General features: G+C 63.4%; 16 protein-coding genes and 2 pseudogenes. 5 read left to right on the top strand and 13 right to left on the bottom strand.

All coding sequences use genetic code 11. The annotated features are described in order from the left end of the window. Window positions 1–50 precede the first annotated feature (50 nt). On the top strand, window positions 51–419 hold the full coding sequence (locus tag B0G62_RS13160; protein WP_244193219.1) for a flagellar transcriptional regulator FlhD: 369 nt from the start codon (window positions 51–53) through the stop codon (window positions 417–419). A 176-nt stretch (window positions 420–595) separates the two neighbouring features. Here B0G62_RS13160 and B0G62_RS13155 read toward each other — a convergent pair whose 3' ends face one another. The 3 genes from B0G62_RS13155 to ampC form a co-directional block, all read right to left on the bottom strand. Next, window positions 596–952 carry a DUF2322 family protein gene (locus tag B0G62_RS13155; protein WP_103704725.1) on the bottom strand — a complete coding sequence of 119 codons (357 nt, stop codon included), beginning with the start codon at window positions 950–952 and terminating at the stop codon, window positions 596–598. 42 nt (window positions 953–994) lie between these two features. Continuing rightward, window positions 995–1,735, bottom strand: coding sequence for a substrate-binding domain-containing protein (locus tag B0G62_RS13150; protein WP_244193229.1), 741 nt, complete (start codon window positions 1,733–1,735; stop codon window positions 995–997). A 381-nt stretch (window positions 1,736–2,116) separates the two neighbouring features. After that, the gene (gene ampC, locus B0G62_RS13145; RefSeq protein WP_167401243.1) at window positions 2,117–3,283 is read right to left on the bottom strand and encodes a class C beta-lactamase; all 1,167 of its coding nucleotides are present in this window, start codon (window positions 3,281–3,283) and stop codon (window positions 2,117–2,119) included. Window positions 3,284–3,398: 115 nt separating this feature from the next. On the opposite strand from ampC, the gene B0G62_RS13140 reads away from it, so the two are divergent. Then, window positions 3,399–4,262: a LysR family transcriptional regulator gene (locus B0G62_RS13140; RefSeq protein ID WP_103704618.1), complete on the top strand. Its 864-nt coding sequence runs from the start codon at window positions 3,399–3,401 to the stop codon at window positions 4,260–4,262. A 12-nt stretch (window positions 4,263–4,274) separates the two neighbouring features. Here the strand turns inward: B0G62_RS13140 and B0G62_RS13135 are convergent, their stop codons facing one another. Next, entirely contained in the window at window positions 4,275–5,057 is a 783-nt protein-coding gene (locus tag B0G62_RS13135) for an IclR family transcriptional regulator domain-containing protein (RefSeq protein WP_103704617.1), read from the bottom strand. 100 nt (window positions 5,058–5,157) lie between these two features. Next, window positions 5,158–6,477 (bottom strand): shikimate transporter, encoded by a 1,320-nt coding sequence (gene shiA, locus B0G62_RS13130; RefSeq protein WP_103704616.1) that lies wholly within the window; start codon window positions 6,475–6,477, stop codon window positions 5,158–5,160. 421 nt (window positions 6,478–6,898) lie between these two features. Here shiA and B0G62_RS13125 point away from each other — a divergent pair, with 421 nt between their 5' ends. Continuing rightward, window positions 6,899–8,011, top strand: a complete 1,113-nt coding sequence (locus tag B0G62_RS13125; protein WP_103704615.1) for a 4-hydroxyphenylpyruvate dioxygenase family protein — start codon at window positions 6,899–6,901, stop codon at window positions 8,009–8,011. A 22-nt stretch (window positions 8,012–8,033) separates the two neighbouring features. On the opposite strand, the pseudogene B0G62_RS32160 reads toward B0G62_RS13125, so the two are convergent. Beyond that, window positions 8,034–8,141: pseudogene (locus B0G62_RS32160) on the bottom strand (zinc-binding dehydrogenase); the annotation flags it as partial. A gap of 134 nt (window positions 8,142–8,275) precedes the next feature. Then, a pseudogene (locus tag B0G62_RS32155) lies at window positions 8,276–8,434 on the bottom strand (helix-turn-helix domain-containing protein); the annotation flags it as partial. An 88-nt stretch (window positions 8,435–8,522) separates the two neighbouring features. Here B0G62_RS32155 and B0G62_RS13115 point away from each other — a divergent pair. Together B0G62_RS13115 and B0G62_RS13110 are read left to right on the top strand one after the other, a co-directional pair. Then, window positions 8,523–9,581: a TraB/GumN family protein gene (locus B0G62_RS13115; RefSeq protein WP_167401242.1), complete on the top strand. Its 1,059-nt coding sequence runs from the start codon at window positions 8,523–8,525 to the stop codon at window positions 9,579–9,581. Window positions 9,582–9,667: 86 nt separating this feature from the next. Beyond that, a complete protein-coding gene (locus B0G62_RS13110) occupies window positions 9,668–9,886 on the top strand; it encodes a hypothetical protein (protein WP_103704612.1) in 219 nt (72 codons plus the stop codon). Window positions 9,887–10,012: 126 nt separating this feature from the next. On the opposite strand, the gene B0G62_RS13105 is transcribed toward B0G62_RS13110, so the two are convergent. From B0G62_RS13105 to B0G62_RS31235, 6 genes are all read right to left on the bottom strand, one after another. Next, entirely contained in the window at window positions 10,013–11,206 is a 1,194-nt protein-coding gene (locus B0G62_RS13105; protein ID WP_103704723.1) for a porin, read from the bottom strand. A 218-nt stretch (window positions 11,207–11,424) separates the two neighbouring features. Next, complete coding sequence (locus B0G62_RS13095) at window positions 11,425–12,756, bottom strand: cytochrome c (protein ID WP_244193228.1); 1,332 nt, start codon at window positions 12,754–12,756, stop codon at window positions 11,425–11,427. Window positions 12,757–12,800: 44 nt separating this feature from the next. Then, window positions 12,801–14,576: a GMC family oxidoreductase gene (locus B0G62_RS13090; protein ID WP_103704609.1), complete on the bottom strand. Its 1,776-nt coding sequence runs from the start codon at window positions 14,574–14,576 to the stop codon at window positions 12,801–12,803. Continuing rightward, complete coding sequence (locus tag B0G62_RS13085; RefSeq protein WP_103704608.1) at window positions 14,576–15,322, bottom strand: gluconate 2-dehydrogenase subunit 3 family protein; 747 nt, start codon at window positions 15,320–15,322, stop codon at window positions 14,576–14,578. The genes B0G62_RS13090 and B0G62_RS13085 overlap by 1 nt, the downstream gene beginning before the upstream one ends. A gap of 646 nt (window positions 15,323–15,968) precedes the next feature. After that, window positions 15,969–16,556 (bottom strand): T6SS effector amidase Tae4 family protein, encoded by a 588-nt coding sequence (locus B0G62_RS13075; RefSeq protein ID WP_103704606.1) that lies wholly within the window; start codon window positions 16,554–16,556, stop codon window positions 15,969–15,971. Between the two features lie 3 nt (window positions 16,557–16,559). Further along, window positions 16,560–17,114, bottom strand: a complete 555-nt coding sequence (locus B0G62_RS31235) for a PAAR domain-containing protein (RefSeq protein ID WP_146055264.1) — start codon at window positions 17,112–17,114, stop codon at window positions 16,560–16,562. Window positions 17,115–17,186: the final 72 nt, after the last annotated feature.

Raw genomic sequence — 17,186 nt, 5'->3', positions numbered from 1 at the left:
CCTTATCATGATTTCGGGAAGGTGTTCGGAGCGATGCGGAGGGCGCGGCCGTGGATAAGATATTCGGTCGGCACTTCGAATCGCTGGTCGATATCGAGGAGTTAAACCGGTCGTACGTGCTGCTTGCACAGCGTCTTTTGTACGAGGACTGGGCGACCGGTATGGCCAGTCTGGGAGTGGGTTCGAAAGAAGCGGCCGGGATTCTCGCAACGCTGACGCCGGAACAGGCCACGAAGCTTTCCAGGTGTGGGCAGCTTGTGTGCCGCTTCGGACTCGAAGCTCACGCCGTACTCTCGGCCCTTGCCACGCAGGCGAACAGGCAGAGTTCGGACGCTGGCGCACCGGGCTGTACTTCTGGTCCGGCTTCCGGTTCTTCAAAAAAAGTGGTTGCTCTCCAGGCACTCCAGCCGTCTGCATGACGCACGGTGTCATTGGGGCGCTCGATGGTCGTGTTCGAGCGATCCCATTCCGTGATGACCAGGATGCGGGTCCGGTCCGGCAGGCGGCAGGCAGTTGCAGGCACAACGAAACCCATTCGGTGTCGCCCGTCAGTCAGCAAGCGGCGGCAGCGTGCCGCCGCTTGTGCGAAGCAGCGTCAGGCTGCGGCGATCACGTCGATGCGCAGCGCTTCGCCGCCTGCCGCGACTTCCAGCAGACGATCGACATTCGGATGGGCGCCGGGACGGTTGCGGGCGTCGGCGGTGTGCTCGGCGAACACGGCGAGACCGTGCTCGGCGGCCTTCGCGTCGAGCGTGCCGAATGCCAGCTGCAGGTAATGGTAGACAGCCAGCGAGCCTTGCTTGCCCGGCTTGTTTTCGATCGTCGAGACTACCGCGCCCTGGCCGTTGACCAGATCGATGCGCTCGATGCCGTCGATGGCGGGCAGTTGCGCGAGGTTGTCCTTGAAGACGTTACCCGGTTGGATCGGCTGCGTAGAAGAGGTAGCGGACATTTCGTTCACAAAATGCCCAGTATAGTCGATCGCCATGCCGCGCTATCGTCGGAATCGGGCGGCGACATGCTCCGGAATATTTTCAGGCGTGACCACGACGATCGATGACGATGCCGAGACCGCCGACTCGGGCAGCATCCTGTGAAAGTGCATGATGTGCTGGCACGCCGCGCGCATATCCTGCCGCAAGTCGTGATACAGGATCGCGTGAATTTTGCCTTCGCGAAGCAATTCGAAATTGTCGCGGTCCAGGTCGTGCCCGATGTAGCACTTTGGCGGTTTTCCCCGCGCATCGAGCGCGCGCAGGATCGCGCGGTTGCCGCCGCCCATCGAATAGACCGCGAGAATATCCACGTACGCCGCTAGCGCCTTTTTGACGAGTTTTTCTGTGGGCGTGTCGAGTCCGTGTCCGCCGCTTGCGTCGATCAATTCAAGCTGTGGATAGCGGCTTCGCAGCGCGCGGCGAAAGCTGATTTCGCGCTCCTCTTCGCCGCGAAAGCGCTCGTCGCTCATCGTGATGAGGACGCGCCCACGCCGGGCGCCAAGCCATTGACCGAGCAGGTAAGCCGCCGTCGCGCCCGCCACCCGGTTATCGGAGCCCGCGTACGCGATTCTTCCGGAGAGCGGGAGGTCGGTGAATATCGTGACCACCGGAATGCCGCAGCGTTTGAGTTCGCCGATGGCATCGGCAATTTCGGGGACATCGCGGGCCTTCAGGAGGACGCCGTGGCTGCCGCGCTGGGCGATCGCGCGCAGCGCCGCGACGACCTCCTGCGTGGTCATGGTTTCCTGCAGGAGCAGGCGCGGACGGAACAGGGCCGGCTGGAGCGTGGGAAGTTCGGCTTCGAGCGCATCACGGATTTCATCGGCAAAGCGGCGGGGAGCCTCCACGATCACGTCGACGATCAGCTTGCGGCCCGTCGTGCCCGAATAGCGCTCCTGCTGTTCGAGTTCCTTGATGGCCTGCTCGACGCGCATACGCGTTTGCACGCGCACGTTGCCGCGATCGTTGATCACGCGATCGACGGTCGCGACGCCCACCCCAGCCTGAAGGGCGATCTCCTTGATGAGAAAACGATGGGCCACGGCCTGTCCCGGATTGATGGGTTATTGATGGATCGATGATAGCCTGCTCCGGCCAGCCGCGTCGATCGGTCAACGCCGCTACTTCGACTGATCGAGTGCCTTCAGAATCGCATAGGCCGCGCTCACGCGCGCCTCATTCGGATAAGCCTTGTTCGCGAGTATCACCACGCCGATGTGCCGCGCGGGCACATACGCCACGTAAGTCGAGAAGCCGTTGGTCGAGCCGGTCTTGTTGATGAGCGCGTCGGCCTGCGGCGCCAGCGGCGGCGTGAGCGCGTGCGCGGGCATCGGCTTGAGGATGGCGTCGGGGCTGTTACCGCGCTGGAGCGTGTCGAGCGACACGGGCCACGGGTACTGTTCCCACACGAAATCCTGTGTGAACGGGCCCGCCGTGTAGTAGCCCATGTGCGTGCAGTCGATCGCGCGCCGCCACGCGGGGGCGAGCGGCACAAGACCCATATTGACGTCGAGATAGCGCACGAGGTCAGGCGCGGTCGTGCGCACGCCATAGGCTTCATCGTCGAAAACGCCGGGATTCATGCGTTTGGGCGTATCGGTTTTGTCGTAGCCCTGTGCGTAGTGCGCCTCGCTCGCGGGCGGCACGCGCAGCCACGTATGCGTCATGCCGAAGGCGGGCAGCAATTGCTGCTCGACGGCTTCGCGCTGCGTCACACCCAGGCTGTGCGCCGCCGCGCGGCCCAACAGACCGATGCCGATGTTCGAATAGACGCGCTGCGTGCCCGCCGGGCTGTCCGGTTGCCAGGCGCGCAGCCACGCGTTCATCTGCGCGTCGTTGGTCACGGCGTCCGGCACGAAGAGCGGCAGGCCGGAGGTATGCGTGCCGAGGTTGAGCACGCTCACATGGTCGAACACGCTGCCGCGCAGTGCGCTCACATAGTCGCTGGCGCTCGCGGAGAACGACAGCTTGCCTTGCGTCTGCGCGTAGCAGGCCAGCGTGGCCGTCACGGTCTTGGTCACGGAGCCGATTTCGAATAGCGTGTTGTCGTCCACGCGCGTATGCGTCGCCTTCGATGCCACGCCGTAGTGGTAGAACGCGTGCTTGCCGTCCACGCTGATGCCGACCGCCACGCCTGGAATCCCGTACTTCGCCTGCAAGGGTTCGATCGCGGCATCGACCGCGGTTTTCACGCTGGTTTGTGCCACTTGTGCCGCGTGCGCGGTCGCCGCCGCACAGGTCAGAGCCATCAGCATCGCTTTTATCTCGATTTTCATTTTCTTCGGCATGGTTGGGTTGAAGAAGCATTGAATGCGTTCTATGCCGTGCATTCTCTGGCGTTGCCGCTCCCTCGACAAGCGATGATAATTTGCCTTACCTAAAAGCAAAACTTATGGATCGTCCATGCGTCCCAATGTGCCACTGCATGCGCTGCGCGCCTTCGAGGCGTCCGCGCGCCATCTGAGCTTCACGCGCGCGGGGCTCGAACTGAAAGTGACGCAGGCCGCCGTCAGCCAGCAGGTGCGCATGCTCGAAGACTGGCTCGGCGTGCCGCTGTTCCGGCGGCTGCCGCGCGGCCTCGGCATGACCGACGAGGCGCGCGCGCTCCTGCCCGTGTTGAGCGACGCGTTCGGCCGCATCGAGGGCGTGCTCAAGCAGTTCGAGGGCGGCCGCCTGCGCGAGGTGCTGACGGTGGGCGTGGTGGGGACGTTCGCGATCGGCTGGCTGATGCCGCGCCTCAAATCGTTTCGCGAGGCCCATCCGTTCGTGGAATTGCGGCTGCTCACCAACAACAATCTCGTCGATCTGGCGGGCGAGGGACTGGATTTCGCGATTCGTTTCGGCGAAGGCAAATGGCCCGCGACGCAGAACACACGTTTGCTCGACGCGCCGCTGGCGGTGCTGTGCGCGCCTGAGATCGCCCAGCGTCTGCGCCGTCCCGAGGATCTGTCGCGCGAGACGCTGCTGCGCTCCTATCGCACCGACGAATGGCTGCGCTGGTTCGACGCGGCCGGGATCGAATCGTGGACGGTGAGCGGGCCGATCTTCGATTCGTCGCGGCTGATGGCCGAGGCGGCGATGCAGGGCGCGGGCGTGGCGCTCGCGCCCGCGCGCATGTTCGCGCGCGAATTGCAGGCCGGGCTGCTTGCACGGCCCTTTGATATCGAGGTGCCCACAGGCAGTTACTGGCTCACGAGCCTGGAATCGCGCGCGATGACGCCGGCGATGCGTCTGTTCGAGGCCTGGATCGTCGCCGAGGCGGCCTGACAGCGCGCCCGGCTAGAGCACATTCAACATCGCCAGCGCGGTTTCCTGCAGATGCGGCAGCACGCGCTGCACGGCGGCCTCCGGGCTTTCGTTGCCGATCGACATATTCGTGCTCAACGCGGCGATCACCTCGCCGCCACGGTTGCGCAGCGGCACCGCCACGCCGCGCACGCCCACCTGCAATTGCTGTTCGATGAGTGCGTAGCCATCGGCGCGCGCCCGTACGATTTTTTCGCGCAGACGCGTCGCGCTCGTGAGCGTGTGTGGCGTGAAGGGCGTGAGCTCCACGCCGTCTAGCCATGCGGAAACCGCCTGCTGGTCTTCCTTGTAGGCGAGCAGCACGACGCCTGGCGAGATCAGCGGCGCGGGCACGCGCGCACCCAGCACGAAGCCCGTCGTCATCACGCGCGAGACGCCGTTGCGCGCGATCACGACCAGATCCCAGCCGTCGAGCACGCTCACGTAGGCCGATTCGTTGAGCGTCGCGCTCAATTGCTGAAGATAAGGCTGCACGGTGCGCGGCAGGCGCGCCGAATCGAAATACGACCAGCCCACCCGCAACACGCGCGGCGTGAGGCCGAAGAGACGCCCATCGGTATGGACATAGCCCAGCGATTCGAGCGTGAGCAGATAGCGCCGCGCGGCCGTGCGCGAGAGGCCCGTGCGCTCGGCGGCCTGGGTCGCGGTCATGCGCGCGTGCTCGCTGTCGAACGCTTCGAGAATCGCGAGACCTTTTTCCAGGCCCGCGATCCAGTCGCGTTTGTCGAGGGTCCTGGCTGGGGGCGTCGTTTTCATGTCGGCATGAAGGTTGTGTGCGCATCGATGTGATGCATATCAGCGCAAAAGGCCGGGCATGCGCCCGGCCTCTTTTTCATCGGCGAAATCGTCTGTCGTATCAGGCCTGCGCGGGCTTCATGCGCGCGGCGACGACCAGCGAAATCAGGCAGCCGAGCGCCAGATACGCGGCCACCAGATGCCACGAGCCGTTGCCCACGCCCACCAGCGCCACGGCGATGAACGGCGTGAAGCCGCCGCCCACGACGCTGGCGAACTGATAGCCCACGCCCGCGCCGCTGTAGCGGTATTCGGCGCCGAACAGTTCGGTGAAGAGCGGCTGCTGCACGCTCACCACCATGTCGTGCGCGAGGTTCGCGAGCGCCACCGAGAAGATCACGATCCACAGCGTCGAGCGGGCTTCGAGCGCGAGGAAGAAGGGCACCGCGCTGGCCAGGCCGATCACCGCGCCGATCAGATAGATGCGGCGCAGGCCGAGGCGGTCGGCAAGCCACGCGAAGCAGGGAATCGTCACGCACGACAGCGCGCCGACAAAGAGGCCAATGCCCAGGAACAGATCGCGCGAGAGGCCGAGGTTGGTCGTCGAATAGCTCAGCGCGAAGGCCGTCACGATGTACATCGTGAAGAGTTCGGCCAGGCGCAGCGCGACGATGTAGAGGAAGGCCTTCGGATGGCGCGTGAGCGCTTCGAGCACCGGCATCTTGAGCTTGTGATCGCCGTGCTCGACCTTTTCGACGAATTCCTTCGACTCGTCCATGCTCGAACGCACCCACAGGCCGATCAGCACCAGCACGACGCTGAAGACGAAGGGCAGACGCCAGCCCCACGAGCGGAACGCCGTCTCGCCCAGCAGATGGCTCAGCAGCGCCACGATGCCGGTCGCGAGCACGAGGCCCACGCCATAACCCACCTGCACGCCGCTGCTATAGAACGCTTTCTTGCCCTTGGGCGCGCTTTCGACGGCCATGAGCGCCGCGCCGCCCCACTCGCCGCCGACCGCGAAGCCCTGGATCGCGCGCATCAGCACGAGCAGCACGGGCGCCCACCAGCCGATCGTCGCGAAGGTGGGCAGCAGGCCGATGGCGACCGTGGACAGGCCCATCAGCATGACGGTGAGCACGAGCATGCGCTTGCGCCCGAGGCGGTCGCCATAATGGCCGAACACCACGCCGCCCAGCGGCCGGAACAGGAAGCCCACGCCGAAGGTGGCGAAGGCGGCGAGCGTGCCCATATTCTTGCCGATGGCGGGGAAGAATTCGGCGTTGAAGACCAGCGCGGCGACGATGCCGTAGAGCAGGAAGTCGTACCAGTCGACGACGGCGCCGACGAAGCTGCCAAGCGCCGCTTTCTTCGCCTGGCTGCGTGCGCGGCTGGCGTTGGACGGCTCGGCCGCGCCCGTGGATTCGAGGGTGGGGGTCATGAGATTGTCTCCAGTCCCGGCAGCGTGGTCTGCCTGATGTTTCTGCCTGATTTGTCGCGTGGCTGATCGTGTGGTCAGCGGCGGTGAAACGGAGCATAGGGCGGCGTGCGCGCCGGATCAATGCACACAACGCGCGATTTGCGCGATTATCGCCCATCGACGTGCGATTATCGAACGCTTTGAGGGTTAGCACGGAGGACGGCACGCCCATGGCGGTAACGCCATCCTTGGCGTGATGTACGAATTGGTTAAAATTGCGGCGCGGCGGCCGGGTGCCGTAATGGGGTTTGCAATGAGGTTCACGACGAGGCGCCGGGGCTTGCGCCGCGCCCGTTCTGCACGCACTCTCTGGTTGTATCCGCCGCCTGGTTTCATCGTTTTTCTTTCGACGCTTCATCGTCTGATATCAGGAGCTTCCCGCATGCAGTCCAACCCTGTTTCCGCCACGCCGGAGCAGCCCAATCCGCTCGGCATGGCCGGGCTCGAGTTCGTCGAATTCGCGGCGCCCGAGCCGGCGGCGCTGGCGGCGCAGCTCGCGCAACTGGGGTTCAAGGCCATCGCGCGTCATATCAGCAAGGACGTGACGCTCTGGCGTCAGGGCCAGATGAATTTCCTCGTCAACGCCGAACCCGATTCGTTCGCCGCCCGCTATGCCGAGGAGTACGGCATGGGCATCTGCGCGATCGGCGTGCGGGTGGAGAGCGCGCGGCGCGCCTTCGAGCACGCGCTGCGTCTGGGCGCATGGGCCTACGAAGGCGAGCGCATCGGCGCGGGCGAGTTGCGCATTCCGGCCATTCAGGGCATCGGCGACTCGCACATCTATTTCGTCGATCGCTGGCGCGGCCGTGGCGGCCAGCGCGGCGGCGTGGGCGATATTTCGATCTTCGACATCGACTTTCGCCCCGTCGACGTGAGCACGGCGCAGGCCGATCTCGAACACAGCGGCACGGGCCTGCAACGCGTCGATCACCTCACGCAGACGGTGGGGGCGGGGCGTATCGGCGAATGGCTCGATTTTTATCGCGACCTGCTGCATTTCCGCGAGATCCACGAGATCAACGCGAACTGGCACGTCGCGCAGGAGTCGCGCGTGATGGTGTCGCCGGACGGCGACATCCGCATTCCCGTGTATGAGGAAGGCACGCGCCGTACCCAACTGATGCACGACTATCTGCCCGATCATCCGGGCGAGGGCGTGCAGCACATTGCACTGGCGACCGACGACATCGTGCCGTGCATCGACGCGCTGATGGCGAACGGCGTCGAGTTCGTCGAGCCGCCCGCCGCCTATTACGATTCGGTCGATGCGCGCCTGCCGGCCCATGGCGTCGATCTGGAGGCGCTGCGCAAACGCCATATCCTGATCGACGGCGAGATCGGCGCAGACGGCGTGCCGCGCCTGTTCTTCCAGACCTTCGTGAAGCGCCGCGCGGGCGAGATCTTTTTCGAAGTGGTGCAGCGCAGCGGCCACCACGGTTTCGGCGAAGGCAATCTCGACGTGCTTGCGAAGGCGCGCGCGGCGCAGGGCAGCTAAAGCGCCGCCGGTTGAAGGCCTGGAGCGTCACCACGATCTTGCCGGCCTGCTCGCCCGCTTCCGTGTAGCGATGCGCGTCGGCGATCTGCTCGAACGCGAACGTGCGGTCGATCGCGGGCTTGAGTGCGCCGCGTCGGTCGTGACCTCGAGTCCATCACGCGTCGGTTGCGGCCGGTTCTGCGCGAATTGCGCGAACGAGGCGAAGGTCTCGTTGACGTTGGCCAGCAGAGGCACGCAGCGTTGATAGAACGCCTCGCCTTCGGCTGTCGTGCTCACGCGCCGCGTGCTGCGGTTGAGCAGGTGGATGCCCAGTTCCACCTCCAGTTGCTGTACGGCCTTGGTGACGGTGGGGCGGTGTAGTTGCAGCACCTCGGCGGCCTGCGTGAAGCTGCCGCGTTCGACGATGTTCACGTAGTTCTGCATCGCCTGCACACGTGTGGCCTGGCGCACGGAGGCGGCGCATCGCATGGCGTAAGCTATGAACGGGCCTTCCCTCAGGCGGGGTCGAACAATGACAGGCAGCAGGCATATCCGCGGGAGATGGCGCGCGACGCTTTGCGCGGTGCTGCTGTTCGCCGCCGCGAACGCGACGCTCGCGCAAACGCAGGTTCCCGTGCCCACGCCCAGGCTCGTCGCCGACCAAGACCATCCGCCCGTCTGGATCGCGCGCTCGCCCGGGCATCCCATCCTGATCCTGTTGCCGACGATCCACGCTCTCGCGAGCGATGATCCGCGCGTGAACGCAGCACTTGCCTCGATCGCGGACGGCGTGCAGGCGATCGTGCTGGAAACGCACACGAAGCCGACGCCGGAGGACACGCTGACGGTCCGGCGCATTGGCTTCTATCCCGCGAGCGACAATCTCACCAACCACGTGAGTTCGATGACGGCCGAATCGCTTGCGCGCTGCGCGCGCGACAGCGGCGCTGACATACACGCGTTTTTCCAGACCAAACCGTGGCTGGCGGCCTTTGCGGTGCAGGCCGTGCGTCTGCGTCAATGGCGCTGGTCCACCGATGACTCGAAGCGGGTGCATTTTGTGAGGTCGGCGTCGCCGCTGGTGTTTCCCGGCATCGACGAGCGACTGGAAATGCTGGCGCATCGGCGGCAAATTCCGCTGATCTATCTGGAAACGATGGAGCAGGGCATGCAACTGTTCGACGACATGCCCGCCGCCGATCAGGAGGCGTTCTTGCAAAGCGTGTGCGCAGGGTTGCACGGCGCGAAAACGCCGGGAGAAGTCTCGTACGAATCGTTTCAGGCGGCGTGGGCCAGAGGCGATGCGGCGGCGCTGGAGCGTCTGGCGAACGCGCGCTATCCGGGCGAAAGCGACGCGCATTACGATTTCAGCCAATACCTGTTCGCGCGCGGCACCGATCTTTTCGCGGCCACGCTGGCGCAGGACGGCTATTTCTATGGCAAGGGGCCGATCCTCGTGGCGGTCGGTGCGGGGCACTTCTTCGGCGACCGTTCGCTGCTTGCGCATCTGCGCGAGGCGGGCTATACGATCACGCCGCCCGCCACGGCACCGGAGCCTGTGATGCCGCCGCACGAGGTCGCGGCGCGTTGAATCTTTCGTTCTGCTTGCGTGCGGAGAGGCGGTTTCTTACCGCGCCTTGCCCTAAAGGTTGCTGCGCCGACGCCGTTAGCCAGGATATGAAGACGCCATTCTCCAAATCCGAAGCTCAGCTGATTCTCTCGATCGCCCACGAGCGTGCGGAGTATCGCGCCGCCGTCGCCGGCGTCGAACTGGAATCGGCAGCGGGCTCGGCCATCTATGACACCGTGATCTATTCGACGCTCTCCGAGCTTGCCCCGGCGCTTTCGATGGAGGAATTCATCGGCCTGCTCGCGCGTCCCGAGGTTCTGCACTGAAGTTTTCCGGATTTGTCAGGATTGATATGGATTCCTGATCGAATCACGTAAAGGTTCGCCCGCTGGACGGATCCCACACAGGGCACGCCGCGCATGAGCGCCGCGTGCCCTGTTGCATTGTGGTGCTTAGAACTTCTGACGGAAGCCCACGCTCACGATTGCCTGCGACTGTGCCGCCGACGAATGGCTGTTGCCCTTGTCCGACACCGATGCCGTCGCCGCCACCGGCTCGCCGAGCGCGTCGAGCGTCATGCCCGAAGCGTGCTGATAGCCCGCGAGCAGGTACACGGTCGAGCGCTTCGACAGATCGTAAAGCGCGCCGAGCGAGACGTTGTGGTATTGCGCTGCATCGTCGAGGCCGTCGACCTTGCTGCCGCGCGTGTAGCTGTAGCCCGCGAACAGGTGCGCGCGCGGCTGCACGTTCCACATGCCGAACACACCGGCGATATTGAAGTTCGCCGTGCCCGAGTAAAGCGAGTTCGTGCCGGCCTTGTATTGCACGTTGCTGTAGTTCACACCCACCAGCGCCGCGCCGAAGTCCCACGTCGCGCCCGCCGCGATCACCTGTTGCGATTGCGCGCTCGCATAGCCTTCGTTGATCGACGAGTTGAAGGTGCCGTCGTAGGTGCCTTGCCACTTGCCGTAGGTGGTATCGGTGAGGCCCGTCTTGCTGTTGTCTGAGCGCTCGTAGCCCACGCCCACCTGCAGCGGACCGTTGGCGTAGCTGCCGCCCACGCTCCACGTGTTCTTGCGCTTGAGGCTGCCTGGCTGGCCGCCGAAGCCGTACAACGCGCCGAACGTGAAGCCCGAGTAGTTCGCGCTCGTGTACTTGACCGAGTTGTCGACGCGCGTGGTCTGATCCAGATCGTCGATATCGCCGGGATGCGCGCCGAAGCCGCCCAGCACGCTGACCGGCGCGACGGGCGACACGAAGTCGTTGAGCGAGGTGTACTGGCGGCCCATCGTGAGCGAGCCGTATTGCTTGTCGCTGAGGCCCACGAAGGCCTGGCGGCCGAACAGGCGGCCGCCTTGTCCCGAGGTGCCGTTGCTGATGTCGAAGCCGTCTTCGAGCAGGAAGATCGCGGCAAGACCGTTGCCGAGGTCTTCCTGGCCCTTGAGCCCCCAGCGGCTACCCGAGAGGTTGCCGCTCGTCACGCCCACGTCCGAATGGCCTTGATACGCGCCCGGGCTGCCGGTGCGTTCATTGCTGCGGTAGGTGATGCCCGCATCGACGATTCCGTAGAGCGTGACGGAGCCCTGCGCCGCCGCGACGCCCGCGAGCGACATCAGAATCGGTGCAGAGATCAGGTGTTTTTTCATCATGTGTTGTCTCGATGAGAGATGGACCGCCATGCTGCGGTCTCTTGTTATGCGCGCAAGAACCGACCGCCTCGCGAACAAACGCGTGGCGGTCCGCGGCCTGCGCGCGGAAAAAAGGCGTGGATTTTACGGAGTCGTGGTGAAGGCGCCAGTGCCGTTGGTGCTTTATTCGATGCGCTGCATGACTCAGCGCATCGAAGTCTCAACGCCGGAACGTTTTAGCGCTTGAGCGAAGCACCCGGCGGCAACTCGGGCACGGCGACGCTCACGGTTTTGCGCACCTTGGCGACGTCGCCGGCGCTGACCGGCGCGCCGGTGTTGCCCCAACTCGTGCGCACGAAGGTGGCCACGTCGGCGACTTCCTGGTCGGAGAGGCGCCAGCCGAACGCCGGCATCGTGAAGGTCGAAGGCGCCGTCTTCGTGCCTTCCAGCGCGGCGCCCGTGAGCAGCACGTGGATCAGCGAAGTGGCGTCCGTGCCCTGCACGACGGGGTTGCCGCCGAGCGCGGGGAACACGCGCGTGTAGCCGTGTCCGTCGCTACGGTGGCAGGCCATGCAGTTGTCGCGATAGACCGCCGCGCCGCGCGCGCTGGCATCGCCGCTTTGCAGCGCGTGACTGGCGGCGGCATCGTAGGCGTACGGCGTTTCCTTCGCGTCGCTCGACGGCAGCGTCTTCAGATAGCGGGCCATGGCGAGCAGATCGGCATCGGTCATGTACTGCATGCTGTGCTGGACCACGTCGGTCATGCCGCCGAACGCCGCCGTGTGCAGATTGCGGCCTGTTTTCAGGAACTGGACGATGTCGTCCTCGCTCCACGCGCCGATGCCGGTACGCGGATTACCGCGCAGGCTCGCGGGCACCCAGCCGTCGATCGGCGCGCCGCCTGCGAGGAAGTCGTCGCCTTCGAGATCGGTCAGCGCGAGCTCCTGCATCGTGCGCGCGCGCGGCGTGTGGCACGCGCCACAATGGCCGAGACCCTGCACCAGATACGCGCCGCGCGAGACGATCGCATCGTTGTAATGCGACGGATCGAACGCCTGCACCTTCGGCGCGAACATCGCGCGCCAGATGCCGAGCGGCCAGCGCATCGAGAGCGGCCAGGGAATGTCCACCGCGCGGTTTTGCGCCGTGACGCTCGCCACGCCCTGCGTGAAGTACGCGTAGAGCGCCTTCATGTCGTCATCGGAAAGACGCGCGTAGGACGGGAAGGGCATCGCCGGATAGAGCGTCTCGCCGTTCGGGCGCACGCCTTCGCGCACGGCCTTGGCGAAGTCCTCGTAACTCCACTTGCCGATGCCGGTATCGGCATCCGGGGTGATGTTGGTCGAGTAGATCGCGCCGATCGGCGTGTCGAATTTCAAACCGCCCGCGAAGGGTTTGCCGCCTTTCGTGGTGTGGCAGGCGATACAGTCGCCGGCGCGCGCGAGATATTCGCCGTGCGCGATCAGCGCGGCATCGGCCTTGTTGGTGGCGGCGGGCGCATCGGCTGCGCTGGCGGTAAGCGGCGCAGTCAGCGCCGCGGCGGAGAACGTTGCGGCCGCAACCGTCATGCGCACAAGGCGCGTGGGGGAAAAGATCGTCTTCATGCGGCTCGTCACACGCTCACCAGAGGGCCGGGGTTCTTCAGATACTGATTGCGGATGGCCTTCGCCGACCAGTAAGCAAGCGCGGCGACCAGACCCGTCGGGTTGTAGCCGATGCCCTGAGGGAACGCGGACGCGCCCATCACGAATACGTTGTGCACATCCCAGCTCTGCAGATAGCGGTTGATCACGCTCGTCTTCGGGTCCGTGCCCATCACCGCGCCGCCCACGAGATGGGTGGTCTGGTAGCGGCGCGAATCGAAGCGCGCGCCGAATTCGCGCGTATAGACGTTGATGGCCTGCGGGCCCATCGCCTCGGCGATTTTCTTCATCTGACCCGTCACGTACTGCGCCATCTTGATGTCGTTGTCCTTCCAGTCGAAGGTCATGCGCAGGAGCGGCTGACCGTACGAATCGCGATAGGTGGGATCGAGATCGAGGAACACATCGCGATACGACATGTTCGAACCGTGCGCGTCCATCGAAACGGTGTGCGCGTAGTGGTCCTTCACGGCCTTCTTCCACTGCGAGCCCCAGTTCGGTGTGCCCGACGGCGTGGCGATGCCGCTGATCGGCTTGACGCCCGCCTGGTTCACCCACAGCGGCGAGCCGCCGACGAAACCGAGCGGCCCGTGGTCGAAGTTGTCGGCGTTGAAGTCGTCCACGGCCACGCCGTTGCCGCCCGCGCCGATGAATGGATTCGTGTACGTGTCCTTGTCGAAGAACGCGGTGATGGTCGAGAGGTTCTGGTAGGCGAAATTGCGGCCCACCACGCCTTCACCCGACACCGGGTCATACGGCTTGCCGATGCCCGAGAGCAGCAGCAGGTGCACGTTGTGGTACTGGAACGCCGAGACGATCACGAGATCAGCGGGCTGGAACACTTCCTGACCCGACGGATCGACATAGGTGACGCCGGTTGCGCGCTTCTTCGAATCGTCGAGCTCGACGCGCAGCACGTGGCATTTCGCGCGCAGTTCGAAGTGCTTTTCCTGCTTGAGCGCGGGCAGAATATTCAGGTTCGGCGAGGCCTTCGAGTACATGTAGCACGCATAGCCGCTGCAGTAGCCGCAGAAGTTGCACGGGCCCATCTGCACGCCATAGGGGTTCGTGTATGGACCCGAGGTATTGGCCGACGGCAGGCGGTACGGATGCAGGCCGAGCGATTTGGCGGCATCGGAAAAGCGCTGCGCCGAGTACGTATTCAGTTGCGCGGGCAACGGAAAATTGTCGCTGCGGCGGGCTTCGAATACGTTGCCGTCGCCTACGACCTTGTCGCCCACCTTGTACGCCTGGCCCGAAGTGCCGAAGACCTTTTCCGCGAAGTCGAAATGCGGTTCGAGTTCGTCGTAGCTGACGCCGTAATCCTGGATCGTCATGCCATCGGGGATGAACTTCTTGCCGTAGCGCTCTTCGTAATGGCTCTTCAGACGCAGCTCTTCCGGCGTGATGCGAAAGTGCACACCCGACCAGTGCAGACCCGCGCCGCCGACGCCTTCGCCGGGCAGGAAGGCCGCGAGCTGACGATAGGGCAGCGCCGTGTCGCCCGCGCCGTGACGGATCGAAACGGTGGTCCTGGAGAGATCGAGAAAGAGCTTCTTGCGAATGTTGTAGGTCAGCTCGTCGATGGTGTTCGGGTACGCGCCGTCCGGATAGGTGTCGCGATACTCGCCGCGCTCAAGCGCCACCACGGACAGCCCTGCTTCCGTGAGTTCCTTCGAAAGAATCGCGCCGGTCCAGCCGAAGCCGACGACGACCGCGTCTACATGAGGTTTCTTGATCGCCATTACGTGCGTTCCCCGTTGATCGAAACCGGACCGTACGGGTAGGCCTTACCGTTCTGGTTCACGAAATCCATGAAGTCGGCGCGCGCGCCGGGAAAGCCGATCATCTTCCACGCGGCCATGTCCTTGTTGCCGCCGTGGATCGGATCGCAGAAATAGCCTTCGCGCGTGTTCTGCAGCAACTGGCCGAAGAACACCTTGGCCGGCACGCCGTCCAACTCGACCTTGCCCGCTTCGAGCGCGCCGAGCACCGCGTCGCGCGTGCTGGCGTCGAGCGCATCGAACGCCTTGCCGTACGCCTTCGAGCAATACGCATTGACCGCCGCGATGCCGAGGCGGTACAGATCGCGCGGCACCAGCTTCAGTTGATAGCCGAGTTCCGGAATGCCCTGCTGGAACGGACCCTGCATGTACCAGAGCGCGCCGTGCGCGTAGGGCGTATCCATCTGGCGATCGATGAATTCGGGCACACCCGCATCGAGCGCGCCGGGGCCTTCGGCATCGGCGGGGATCAGACGATCGACGGCCGCGCGCAGGAAGGTCCATTCGCGGGCATCGAAGAAGCGGGGCTTGTATTCGGTCTGCGCGGACTGGCCTGCCGCGCCTGCGGGCTGGCTGCCGCCCGGCTGCGCCGTGCCGGCAGACGGCTGCGAGCCGCCCTCGCAGGCCGCGAGCGCGCCACTTGCCGGAACGAGCACCACTGCCGTGCGCAGGAAGCCCCGGCGTGACGTGAGAGGAGATTCGGACATGATTGGATTCTGTATCAATTCGGCATGGCCTGATCTGGCCGTGCCGTTTGCGGGGACCGACTTTTAGCCTGGGCCGCTTTGCGGGGCAATGGTAATTGGAACCGGTTCCATGATTATCGAAGAATTTTACAATAATCAATTTCATTGGGGGTAGGGGGAGGGCAGCGGGAGGTGGATTGGCGGTGGATGCAGCTTTAGCCGCTGTGCGTTCGAGCGCTGGAATTTCTTTTGTGAATCAGTGGGTTGCTGGCAGTTTTGTTCGCTCTTCCTTGCGGCGTGCCGATGGCGGAAAGCTGATTTCTGAAAAGTGACGTGATGCCGCTTTTGTTGCTTTTAGGGGAAGAATAGACGCGGCGGGTTGTCAGGATGTAGGGGGATTTGGTAGGCGGTGTTCGTCGAATATTTGTCTGATGAAATCAGCGCCGAAACAGGGTCCTTCATCGGCGCGAGATGAAATAGCCGCTGATCATCGAAGCTATCGCCGCCAGCGAGAGCCATATTGTGAAAAAGAGAGTCGCCGATTGCGGATCGGAATCGAAGAGACTGCCCGCTGGCCGAAGTGCACCGTAGAGATACAGTCCTCCCCACGAGACGACCGTAGCGAGGGTTGCACCAAGAACCGCTCCGAATACCAACTTCGTGATTTTCATTTGAGAGGAAAAAAGAGAATCGTGCGGGATTTGCGGAAATCTTCCCATATTCCCGGAATCACGATATTCCAGTTCACGCGAAAGCCCGTTCCGATGCCAGTAAGCTTTGTCCCGTTCCAGAGATCAATGTGTCCGCCGCTCGCACTTTCAGCGGTTTCCCCGTCACGAGGCCAGTAGCCGTCAAACATAATAATGCCGGTTCGCCCTTTGATTCTGGATAGCCAGTCTTTCCCGGTAATGTCCTCGGTTTTACCCAGGCTTGCGATTGGGCGAAATCTTAACCACTCTGCGAGTTCGTTTGCACGCGTCGCGGTAGCTTTTCCATCGAGAATAATCCGGCCAATGGATGGTTGACCCGATAGAGGTCTGATTAAATTTGATGAGAAGGATTTCATTTCTATGCCTACCCGATGAAAGGCGACACTTAAACGAATGGCGCATTGATCTGGGTAGGCCGGATTATTGTATGGATTTCCGCTCGGATAGTTCTCCCATAGCTCGTTGAAGGTCAAAATCCGGAGTTTAATTTCCTTGACCGAGTTTGGCGTGGAGTTCGTCTGGATGCCGGTTCTCTTGTTTGGCATCGTTCAATGCCTCGTCAGGGCTTCATCACCCCAATCGACGTAGTATACGTCGCCGCAAATTCCCGTATTCACGCGCGGTAGCATTCCGTTCTCGCTTACGCATCCTTTGATGACGCGGCCGTCTGGTAATTCGATTTTATAGGGATAACCTTGGCATTCAGTGGGGACGATGATCCGAACTTGCTCGTCAAATAGGGTGTTCACGCATGGTAAATCGGAAGGGTACACATTCTCCGCTGAAATGACTGCCCCAAGGCGTTCAATGCCATCGTTGTGGCATGACGTGGATTGCGTCGTCGCTTTCATTTTGGGCGGATTTGCGCACTGACAGCGCAAGATATCACCATCCAAAGCAAGCTCCCTTTCTCCGTGTCTGCGGCGAGACGGGCCTCCAGATTTTTCAATCAACCCAAAGTTTTTGCAGACGTTGCAGAACGATTTGCTCCCGATAAACGCCACGCAGGAACCAGCGATCGTAGGCGGTTTCGAAGTGGAATCGTGCTCGATATAGCCGCCGGTTTCCGGTTTATCTCCAATGCATAAAATAAGGCGCATCATTAGCCATAGCTCCTATTTTAAAATGTTTACCATCATCGATGGCGACAGCTAATGGTTGCGAAGTATCTTGTT

The organism is Paraburkholderia eburnea, from assembly GCF_002917095.1.
GTDB classification, from domain to species: Bacteria; Pseudomonadota; Gammaproteobacteria; order Burkholderiales; family Burkholderiaceae; genus Paraburkholderia; species Paraburkholderia eburnea.
Note: the sequence above shows the minus strand (reverse complement) of the source record. Positions and strands in the feature narration are given on the sequence as shown.

Excerpts from the sequence above, each read along its gene's own strand:
- B0G62_RS13125 (WP_103704615.1), top strand. The coding sequence starts at position 6,899 with ATGCAGTCCAACCCTGTTTCCGCCACGCCGGAGCAGCCCAATCCGCTC.
- B0G62_RS13105 (WP_103704723.1), bottom strand. The coding sequence starts at position 11,206 with ATGAAAAAACACCTGATCTCTGCACCGATTCTGATGTCGCTCGCGGGC.
- B0G62_RS13085 (WP_103704608.1), bottom strand. The coding sequence starts at position 15,322 with ATGTCCGAATCTCCTCTCACGTCACGCCGGGGCTTCCTGCGCACGGCA.
- ampC (WP_167401243.1), bottom strand. The coding sequence starts at position 3,283 with ATGCCGAAGAAAATGAAAATCGAGATAAAAGCGATGCTGATGGCTCTG.
- B0G62_RS13090 (WP_103704609.1), bottom strand. The coding sequence starts at position 14,576 with ATGGCGATCAAGAAACCTCATGTAGACGCGGTCGTCGTCGGCTTCGGC.
- B0G62_RS13150 (WP_244193229.1), bottom strand. The coding sequence starts at position 1,735 with ATGACCACGCAGGAGGTCGTCGCGGCGCTGCGCGCGATCGCCCAGCGC.
- B0G62_RS13135 (WP_103704617.1), bottom strand. The coding sequence starts at position 5,057 with ATGAAAACGACGCCCCCAGCCAGGACCCTCGACAAACGCGACTGGATC.
- B0G62_RS31235 (WP_146055264.1), bottom strand. The coding sequence starts at position 17,114 with ATGATGCGCCTTATTTTATGCATTGGAGATAAACCGGAAACCGGCGGC.
- B0G62_RS13155 (WP_103704725.1), bottom strand. The coding sequence starts at position 952 with ATGTCCGCTACCTCTTCTACGCAGCCGATCCAACCGGGTAACGTCTTC.
- B0G62_RS13075 (WP_103704606.1), bottom strand. The coding sequence starts at position 16,556 with ATGCCAAACAAGAGAACCGGCATCCAGACGAACTCCACGCCAAACTCG.
- B0G62_RS13115 (WP_167401242.1), top strand. The coding sequence starts at position 8,523 with ATGACAGGCAGCAGGCATATCCGCGGGAGATGGCGCGCGACGCTTTGC.
- B0G62_RS13110 (WP_103704612.1), top strand. The coding sequence starts at position 9,668 with ATGAAGACGCCATTCTCCAAATCCGAAGCTCAGCTGATTCTCTCGATC.
- B0G62_RS13140 (WP_103704618.1), top strand. The coding sequence starts at position 3,399 with ATGCGTCCCAATGTGCCACTGCATGCGCTGCGCGCCTTCGAGGCGTCC.
- shiA (WP_103704616.1), bottom strand. The coding sequence starts at position 6,477 with ATGACCCCCACCCTCGAATCCACGGGCGCGGCCGAGCCGTCCAACGCC.
- B0G62_RS13095 (WP_244193228.1), bottom strand. The coding sequence starts at position 12,756 with ATGACGGTTGCGGCCGCAACGTTCTCCGCCGCGGCGCTGACTGCGCCG.